The organism is Rhodococcus sp. NPDC059234 (genome assembly GCF_042754225.1).
In the GTDB taxonomy this organism is placed as follows: Bacteria; Actinomycetota; Actinomycetes; order Mycobacteriales; family Mycobacteriaceae; genus Rhodococcus_G.
Window position 1 is genome coordinate 51,887 of sequence record NZ_JBHZAH010000015.1, and the last position, 8,202, is coordinate 60,088.

5 protein-coding genes are annotated in these 8,202 nt (G+C 67.7%); all 5 read left to right on the forward strand.

All coding sequences use genetic code 11. From position 1 onward, the window contains the following. The first annotated feature begins 4 nt into the window (after positions 1–4). Complete coding sequence (locus tag ACFXGJ_RS05520; RefSeq protein WP_378617278.1) at positions 5–1,282, forward strand: MCE family protein; 1,278 nt, start codon at positions 5–7, stop codon at positions 1,280–1,282. Then, positions 1,279–2,526, forward strand: coding sequence for an MCE family protein (locus ACFXGJ_RS05525; RefSeq protein WP_378617280.1), 1,248 nt, complete (start codon positions 1,279–1,281; stop codon positions 2,524–2,526). The genes ACFXGJ_RS05520 and ACFXGJ_RS05525 overlap by 4 nt, the downstream gene beginning before the upstream one ends. Before the next feature lie 78 nt (positions 2,527–2,604). After that, positions 2,605–3,219 carry a hypothetical protein gene (locus ACFXGJ_RS05530; RefSeq protein ID WP_378617282.1) on the forward strand — a complete coding sequence of 205 codons (615 nt, stop codon included), beginning with the start codon at positions 2,605–2,607 and terminating at the stop codon, positions 3,217–3,219. 47 nt (positions 3,220–3,266) lie between these two features. Continuing rightward, positions 3,267–4,184 carry a hypothetical protein gene (locus ACFXGJ_RS05535; RefSeq protein WP_378617284.1) on the forward strand — a complete coding sequence of 306 codons (918 nt, stop codon included), beginning with the start codon at positions 3,267–3,269 and terminating at the stop codon, positions 4,182–4,184. A gap of 479 nt (positions 4,185–4,663) precedes the next feature. Beyond that, positions 4,664–8,170: a DNA-directed RNA polymerase subunit beta gene (rpoB, locus tag ACFXGJ_RS05540; RefSeq protein ID WP_378617286.1), complete on the forward strand. Its 3,507-nt coding sequence runs from the start codon at positions 4,664–4,666 to the stop codon at positions 8,168–8,170. The last annotated feature ends 32 nt before the right edge of the window (positions 8,171–8,202 follow it).

Consider the following 8,202-nt stretch of genomic DNA (forward strand, 5'->3'; position numbering starts at 1 on the left):
GGCAGTGAAGCGCTCGATTGCCATCGGCGCCGGCGTCTGCGTGATCGCCCTGGTCGCCACGGGCTGCGGTTCCCAGGGCATCTACAGCATCCCGTTGCCCGGCGGGGCCGCGATCGGTGACAACCCGATGCATCTGACGGTGCAGTTCGACGACGTGCTGGACCTGGTCCCGCAGTCCACCGTCAAGGTCGACGGGGTGCCCGTCGGCCGCGTCGAGAACATCGGTGTGCCCACCGACGGCTGGACCGCGAACGTGGACGTCGTGGTGGACAGCTCCGTCAACCTGCCCGCGAACGCCCTCGCGAGTGTGCAGCAGACCAGCCTGCTCGGCGAGAAGTTCATCGAGCTCAAGGCGCCCGCGGCGAACCCGTCCGTGGCGCGGCTGTCGGACGGCGCGACGATTCCGGTGGACCGGACCCGGCACGCCACCGACATCGAGCAGGTGCTCGGCGCGCTCTCGTTGCTGCTCAACGGCGGCGGCGTCGCCCAGTTGCAGCCGATCATCCACGAGCTGACCAACGTCTTCGACGGTCGCGAGCAGAAGGTGCGCGCCCTCCTCGACCAGGCGAACACGCTCGTCGACGGGCTGAACCAGCAGCGTGACGACATCACCCGTGCGCTGGACGGCCTCGACGCGCTCAGCGGCCGGGTGGTCGAGCAGACCGGGCAGATCGACAAGATCCTCGCCGAGATCCCGCCTGCGGTGCAGGTGCTCAACGAACAGCGCCCGCAGTTCGTGCAGATGCTCACCCAGCTCGACCGGCTCGGCCAGGTCGGCACCGACGTCCTCACCAAGTCGAAGGACAGCCTGATCACGGACCTGCGAGCGCTGCGGCCGACCCTTCAGGCGCTGGCCGACTCGGCCGACGACCTGGTGACGGTCCTGCCGCTGATCCCGACCTTCCCGTTCCCGGACGGGGCCGAGAAGGTCATCCACGGCAACTCGATGAACCTCTTCCTCTCGCTGGACATGCGGATCGGCCAGCAGCTCGACGCCCTCGGTGTCGGGCAGCCGGACCCGCAGTACGTCCCGACGCCGCCGGGCTACGGCGGCTACGTGCCGAAGATCGACCCGTCCAACCCGTACTACAACGGGAACGGTCCGCGACCGGGTTGGCCGACGGTCTCGCTGCTACCGCTGCCCCCGATCGTGCCGGCGCCCGCGCCGCCGCCGGGAGCGCCGGTGGCCCCCGGCACGGAGCCGGTCAAGGGCAAGAAGGACGAGGCTCCGCAGAACCCGCTGAGCGGGATCCTCGACAAGCTGGGGGTGGGTGGCCGATGAGGTCGCGGTTGGTTCGCATACAGCTGGTGGCGTTCGTGCTCGTCGCCGTCGTCGGGCTCTTGTACGTCGGCGCGAAGTACGTCCGGCTGGACAATCTGCTCGGCTTCGGCCAGTACACCGTGAAGGCGGACTTCGCCGACTCCGGCGGCATCTTCACCAACGCGGAGGTGACCTACCGCGGCGTTCCGGTCGGCACCGTCGGCGACCTGCACCTGACCAGCGACGGTGTGCAGGTGGACCTGAAGCTCAAGGCCGGCGCACCCCAGGTCCCGGCCTCGGCCAAGGCCGTCGTCGCCAACCGGTCCGCGATCGGTGAGCAGTACGTGGATCTGCAGCCGACCAGCGACGAGGGACCGTTCCTCGAGGACGGCTCGCTGATCACCCGGCCGAACACGGTCATCCCGGTGCCGGTGGAGCAGGTGCTCTCGAGCACCAACTCGCTGGTGCGGTCGGTGCCGCTCGACGCGCTGAACACCACGGTCACCGAGCTCGGCAAGGCCTTCGACGGCAAGGGCGACGACCTGCAGAAGCTGGTCGACTCGGTCAACTCGTTCACCCAGACCGGCATCGAGAACCTGCCGCAGACGCTGAAGCTGATCCACGACAGCCGGACCGTGCTGGACACCCAGTCCGCGCAGTCCTCGTCGATCAGGCAGTTCAGCTCCGATCTGAACCTGATCGCGGCGCAGCTGAAGGCGAATGATCCCGACATCCGCCGGCTGATCGGGACCGGGACGGCCGCCAGCGACCAGGTCGGTTCGCTGATCAGTACCGCCGGTCCCGCGTTGACCACGGACCTGACCAACCTGTCTTTGCTGACCCAGACGCTCGGCCCGCGCAGCATCGCCTTGAACATCCTGCTGACCTTCCTGCCCGGACTGGCCGCGGGTGCGAGTACCGCTGCGCCCGGTGACGGGACGCTGCACCAGGGTCTGCTGCTCGAGACGAACCAGCCGCCGCCGTGCACCCAGGGCTACGAGGGGACCTACGAGATCCTGGCCCAGATGAAGAAGGACAACCCGAACTTCGATCCCACCCGCGACGAGTTCCCGCTCAACACGAAGGCGAACTGCACCACGCCGCTCGGCAGCGTCACAGGTGTTCGCAGCGCGAATCGCGTGGTGTACGCGGATCCGCAGACACCGCAGCCGTGGGACAACAAGCCGAAGAAGGCTCCGGAGACGTTGAACCTCAATCCGATCGCGACCCAGCTCGCGACCCTGCTCGGGGTGACCCCGAAGTAGGTGGGGGAGAGGTTCCCGAGGCTCCGCTCGAGCCGGCTCGACGGACCAGAAGTTACTAGCTAGTAGGGTGTAGACGTGATGCGTGACACGAAACTGCAGAAGGCCGCTCTGGCGGCGGTGAGCGTGCTCGCTGTCGTCGCACTCGGATTCGCGGTGTGGCTCGGCTACGGGTGGGGGCACGCCCTCTTCAGCGACAAGCCCGCGGCCGCCGCCCGGGACGACGCGCTGACCGGTGGGAGGCAGGCCGCGATCAACCTCAACACGGTCGATTCGGCGAACCTCGACAAGACCTTCGCCGACATGGAGTCGTCGATCACGGGCGACGACATGCTGAAGTCGCTCAACGACACCAAGGGGCAGATGGCCGAACAGGTCAAGCAGACCGGGGCCAAGAGCGAGGCGCAGATCATCGACGCGGCGCTCACCGACTTCAGTCGGGACGAGGGCACCGCAACCTCGCTCGTCGTGCTCACCACGACCACCACGTGGCCGGACAAGCCGGTCAACAAGGTGAAGGTGACCATGCGCATCGGTCTGACCGAGGTCGACGGCACCTGGAAGGCGTCGAAGGTCGAGAACGTCGGCGCCCCGCTGGCGATGGACCCGGGTTCGGCGGCGCCCGCGCCCGCCCCCGCACCTGCGCCCGCGCCGGGAGCCCAAGCACCCGCGCCCGCGAACTCGGGCGGCCAGTAGCGGCTCGCAGCCCTACGCCCGCCGAGGAACTCAAGGAGTATCGAACAGTGCCCCCAACTCGTCGCACCAGCAACACACCGCAGCCCAAGGGTCGTCGACCCAAGATCGCCGGAACCGGTGCAGCGGGCCGCAGGGAGTCCGTCTCGCCTGCGGACGAGGCACGGGCATCGACGAAGCCTGCGGACACCGAGGAGTCGAAAGCCGAGCCCGCAGGCGTGGCCCCTGCCGCGGTGGAGTCGGACGCCCCGGCCGCGGACGACGTCGCCGACGTGGCAGCGACCGCCGCGGAGGCGGAGGTCGCGTCGGACGACGCGGCGCAGGCCGAGCCGACGGCCGAGGCCGAGCCGCAGGCCGAGGCCGTGGAGCCCGAGGTGCCGCGCAAGCGCATCAACCGCACCAGCTCGCTGCGCCCGCGCGGGGAAGGGGGCGTCGCCGTCGACTCGGGCGAGGAGGCGGCCGGCGCCACCGCTTCCGACCGCGCCGCGTGGAAGCCGGTCGTCGCGATCGGCGCGGTCGCGGTCGTGCTGGGCGCGTTCGCCGTCCTGGCCGCGTTCGAACCGGGCGCGGACGTGTCCAACCGCGCGTGGGTGGACACCTCGGAGACGTCGAAGGTGACCGCGGACGCAAAGCACGCCATCGAGACTCTGTACACCTACAAGTTCGACACCGTCGATCAGGACTTCGACAATGCACGCGCGGTGCTCACGGACAACATGCGCGCCGAGTTCGACAAGACCGCCAAGGTGACCCGCGACGCGGTCGTGCAGACGAAGACCGCGACAGTCGCCCAGGTCACCGACATCGGAGCCAAGCTGCTGTCCAGCGACCAGGCCGAACTGGTGGCCAGCATGAACGTCAGCGCAAGCAACGACGGACAGGCGCAGGGGAGTGCCGAGGGGCCGCTCTCTGTGACCATGACGAAGGTCGGCGACACCTGGTTGCTGTCCGACATTCGGGACCGCTGACGTCCGCGCTGAGTGGCCGGTTCGGCGATCCGTCGCGCAAATCGCCGCACCGGGTCTTGACGCGGAGGGCGTGACGCGTCACTCTATTGGCGAGACATGCGAGTGATCGCGGGTCTGTGCGGGTTCGCGCCGGCGCAAATGGAGGCACTGGGCGCGAGTTACGGCACGGACACACGAATCTCGCCCATCGCCAGGATGGCCGTACTGCTCCTGGCTCGACATGCTTCTCGGGCATGATTCCGCGGACCATCGGTCGCGGTTGTCAGCGTGCTGGCACGCCCGGTTGTATTCTGCGCCGGATTCCGGTACCTTTGGACGTTGCGCTGGCTGCCTCCTGTCCACCTCTCAACCTCACCGCGTGTGAAGCGATCGCTTCCTACGTCTGTTGACGAGTTTCGTTCGGGTTGTGACCAGCGAATTCGCCCCACAGAAGAAGCAGATACAGCGGCGGTCGCAACAGCACGAGCGGCCCGCGTGAGGTGCTGGAAGGACGCATCTTGGCAGTCTCTAGCCAGACCAAGGCAGTTGCCGGAATCCCCGGAGCCCCGAAGAGGGTCTCGTTCGCGAAAATTCGCGAGCCTCTCGAAGTCCCCGGGCTACTTGATCTACAGACCGATTCCTTCGAATGGTTGATCGGCTCGCCGGCATCTCGCGAGCGGGCCAAGGCCCGCGGCGACGAGGGTGCCACCGGCGGTCTGGAGGACATCCTCACCGAGCTGTCCCCGATCGAGGACTTCTCGGGCTCGATGTCCCTGTCGTTCTCGGACCCTCGCTTCGACGAGGTCAAGGCCTCGACCGACGAGTGCAAAGACAAGGACATGACGTACGCGGCCCCGCTGTTCGTCACGGCCGAGTTCATCAACAACAACACCGGTGAGATCAAGAGCCAGACGGTCTTCATGGGTGACTTCCCGATGATGACCGACAAGGGCACCTTCATCATCAACGGCACCGAGCGCGTCGTCGTCTCGCAGCTCGTGCGATCGCCCGGTGTCTACTTCGACCACTCGGTCGACAAGGCCACCGAGAAGGACCTGCACAGCGTCAAGGTGATCCCGGGTCGCGGCGCGTGGCTCGAGTTCGACGTGGACAAGCGCGACACCGTCGGCGTCCGCATCGACCGCAAGCGTCGTCAGCCGGTCACCGTCCTGCTCAAGGCCCTCGGCTGGACCACCGAGCAGATCACCGAGCGCTTCGGCTTCTCGGAGATCCTCATGGCCACCCTGGAGAAGGACAACACGGCGGGGACCGACGAGGCCCTGCTCGACATCTACCGCAAGCTGCGTCCGGGCGAGCCGCCGACCAAGGAGTCCGCGCAGACCCTGCTGGAGAACCTGTTCTTCAAGGAGAAGCGCTACGACCTCGCTCGCGTGGGTCGCTACAAGATCAACAAGAAGCTGGGCCTGAACGCCGGGCTGCCGATCACGGCGTCGACCCTCACCGAGGAAGACATCGTCGCGACGATCGAGTACCTGGTGCGCCTGCACGGCGGCGACACCACGATGACCGCCCCCGGCGGCGTCGAGGTGCCGGTCGAGGTCGACGACATCGACCACTTCGGTAACCGTCGTCTGCGCACCGTGGGCGAGCTGATCCAGAACCAGATCCGCGTGGGCCTGTCCCGCATGGAGCGCGTCGTGCGCGAGCGGATGACCACTCAGGACGTCGAGGCGATCACGCCGCAGACCCTGATCAACATCCGTCCCGTCGTGGCCGCGATCAAGGAGTTCTTCGGGACCTCCCAGCTCTCGCAGTTCATGGACCAGAACAACCCGCTGTCGGGCCTGACCCACAAGCGCCGTCTGTCGGCGCTGGGCCCCGGCGGTCTGTCCCGTGAGCGCGCCGGCCTCGAGGTGCGAGACGTGCACCCGTCGCACTACGGCCGCATGTGCCCGATCGAGACCCCTGAGGGTCCGAACATCGGCCTGATCGGTTCGCTGTCGGTGTACGCGCGGGTCAACCCGTTCGGCTTCATCGAGACCCCGTACCGCAAGGTCGTCGACGGCCAGGTCACCGACCAGGTGGACTACCTGACCGCCGACGAGGAGGACCGGCACGTCGTCGCGCAGGCGAACTCGCCGGTGGACTCGTCCGGCCACTTCACCGACGAGCGGATCCTGGTCCGCGTCAAGGGCGGCGAGGTCGAGTACGTCACGTCGACCGCGGTCGACTACATGGACGTCTCGCCGCGACAGATGGTCTCCGTCGCGACCGCGATGATTCCGTTCCTCGAGCACGACGACGCCAACCGCGCACTGATGGGCGCGAACATGCAGCGTCAGGCCGTGCCGCTGGTCCGTTCCGAGGCGCCGCTCGTCGGCACCGGCATGGAGCTGCGGGCCGCGGTCGACGCCGGCGACGTCGTCGTCACCGAGAAGACCGGTGTCGTCGAGGAGGTCTCGGCCGACTACGTCACCGTGATGGCGGACGACGGCAGCCGCAAGACCTACCGGATGCGCAAGTTCGCTCGCTCGAACCAGGGCACCTGCGCGAACCAGCGTCCGATCGTGGACGAGGGTCAGCGCGTCGAGGCCGGTCAGGTCCTCGCCGACGGTCCTTGCACCGAGGACGGCGAGATGGCCCTCGGCAAGAACCTGCTCGTGGCGATCATGCCGTGGGAGGGCCACAACTACGAGGACGCGATCATCCTGTCGCAGCGCCTCGTGGAGGAGGACGTCCTCACCTCGATCCACATCGAGGAGCACGAGATCGACGCCCGCGACACCAAGCTCGGTGCCGAGGAGATCACCCGGGACATCCCGAACGTCTCCGACGAGGTCCTCGCGGACCTGGACGAGCGCGGCATCATCCGGATCGGTGCCGAGGTTCGTGACGGCGACGTGCTGGTCGGCAAGGTCACCCCGAAGGGCGAGACCGAGCTGACCCCCGAGGAGCGCCTGCTGCGCGCCATCTTCGGTGAGAAGGCCCGCGAGGTGCGCGACACCTCGCTGAAGGTGCCGCACGGCGAGAACGGCAAGGTCATCGGCATTCGCGTGTTCTCGCGCGAGGACGACGACGACCTGCCCCCCGGCGTCAACGAGCTGGTCCGCGTGTACGTGGCCCAGAAGCGCAAGATCCAGGACGGCGACAAGCTCGCCGGCCGCCACGGCAACAAGGGCGTCATCGGCAAGATCCTCCCGCAGGAGGACATGCCGTTCCTGCCCGACGGCACCCCGGTCGACATCATCCTGAACACGCACGGCGTCCCGCGTCGTATGAATATCGGTCAGGTGCTCGAAACCCACCTCGGGTGGATCGGCAAGGCCGGCTGGAACGTGCAGATCGCCTCCGACGGGACCCGTCCCGACTGGGCGGAGAACCTGCCCGAGGAGATGCTCTCCGCACCCGTCGACTCGAACATCGCCACCCCGGTGTTCGACGGCGCCAAGGAGGACGAGCTCACGGGTCTGCTCGCGTCGACCCTGCCGAACCGTGACGGCGACCGGATGGTCGGCGCGGACGGAAAGGCCACCCTGTTCGACGGTCGTTCCGGCGAGCCGTTCCCGTACCCGGTGTCGGTCGGCTACATGTACATCATCAAGCTGCACCACCTGGTCGACGACAAGATCCACGCCCGTTCGACCGGTCCGTACTCGATGATCACCCAGCAGCCGCTCGGCGGTAAGGCCCAGTTCGGTGGCCAGCGCTTCGGTGAGATGGAGTGCTGGGCGATGCAGGCCTACGGCGCGGCATACACGCTGCAGGAGCTGCTCACCATCAAGTCGGACGACGTGGTCGGCCGCGTGAAGGTGTACGAGGCGATCGTCAAGGGCGAGAACATCCCCGAGCCCGGGATCCCCGAGTCGTTCAAGGTGCTCCTCAAGGAGCTCCAGTCGCTGTGCCTCAACGTGGAGGTGCTGTCCTCGGACGGCGCGGCCATCGAGATGCGCGACGGCGACGACGAGGACCTCGAGCGTGCGGCGGCGAACCTGGGCATCAACCTGTCCAGGAACGAGGCGGCGACCGTGGACGATCTCGCGAACTAGGTGTTTGGTCCCCGGGCCGCGGGGTTCCGCGG